The sequence below is a fragment of the [Clostridium] symbiosum ATCC 14940 genome, assembly GCF_000466485.1.
Classification (GTDB): domain Bacteria; phylum Bacillota; class Clostridia; order Lachnospirales; family Lachnospiraceae; genus Otoolea; species Otoolea symbiosa.
Window position 1 is genome coordinate 1 of record NZ_KE992791.1, and the last position, 872, is coordinate 872.

Annotated in this window: 1 protein-coding gene and 1 pseudogene; both read left to right on the plus strand. The window is 37.3% G+C overall.

Annotated features, from left to right (window positions below; all coding sequences use genetic code 11):
- A pseudogene (locus CLOSYM_RS22895) lies at window positions 1-361 on the plus strand (hypothetical protein); the annotation flags it as partial.
- Between the two features lie 13 nt (window positions 362-374).
- On the plus strand, window positions 375-818 hold the full coding sequence (locus tag CLOSYM_RS00520; RefSeq protein ID WP_021640530.1) for a hypothetical protein: 444 nt from the start codon (window positions 375-377) through the stop codon (window positions 816-818).
- The last annotated feature ends 54 nt before the right edge of the window (window positions 819-872 follow it).

Sequence of the window (872 nt, forward strand, 5' to 3'; positions counted from 1 at the left end):
TAAAAAAGAATCGGAGGAGGAAGGTAAGGGGGATAGTGACTCTAAACTACCTAATCAAGGGACTGTAAAAGGTGATGTAGAGAAAGCACCATCAGTTGACGCTGGTAAACAAGGAAAACATGTACAAGGCCATCCAAATTATAAAGAAGGAAATTCAACGTGGCAACCGGGAAATAATGGTGTTCATGACACACAGGAAGCTTGGATAAATGGTACAGAATTACCTGATGGGACAAGAGTGTGGGATACAGGAAATACGGTTGGCACAAATGGAGAAACAGGAGTACGTGTACATATTGATGGGAAAGGCAATATACATGGTTATCCAGTAGATACGGGACGCTATTTGCCAAATCAATAATTGGAGGAATGCGATGTATACAGAATTAGGAGAAATTAAGATATTAGTAAACGGAAAAGAGGTGCCATATAAAAGTGTAGAACTTATTAATCACAGTCGATATTTCTCTGTGGAAAAGCGATTTAAACTTATTTGTGATGTTCCTAAACAGACACGAGGAAATATTAGTATTAAATGTATGATAGACATAAAAAAGAATATAAAAGCAACATCGTGTTCTGAGACAGGAGAAAATTTAGCATTAATAAGTTTCTATTGGGGAAAAAACAAACTGAGTATTGGAACTAAAGGAGATATTGAAGGAGTAAAATATAGTTATTTAGATGATGCAATCAGTTTAGAAATGCAAGAAAACCCTAGACAGATGATCTTTTATGTGGCATGGCTAGAAATGATAGATCTAGAAAAAGAAGATATTTACACATGGTTTGCTGCAGACCCAGCGTATGAGGATTAATGAGATTCGCCCGACTTTGTCGGGCGATGTCCCCAGAGGTTATGCGTTTTCCAG

What these genes read in the sequence shown, in the direction of transcription:
- CLOSYM_RS00520 (WP_021640530.1), top strand. Translation starts at nt 375, where the DNA reads ATGTATACAGAATTAGGAGAAATTAAGATATTAGTAAACGGAAAAGAG.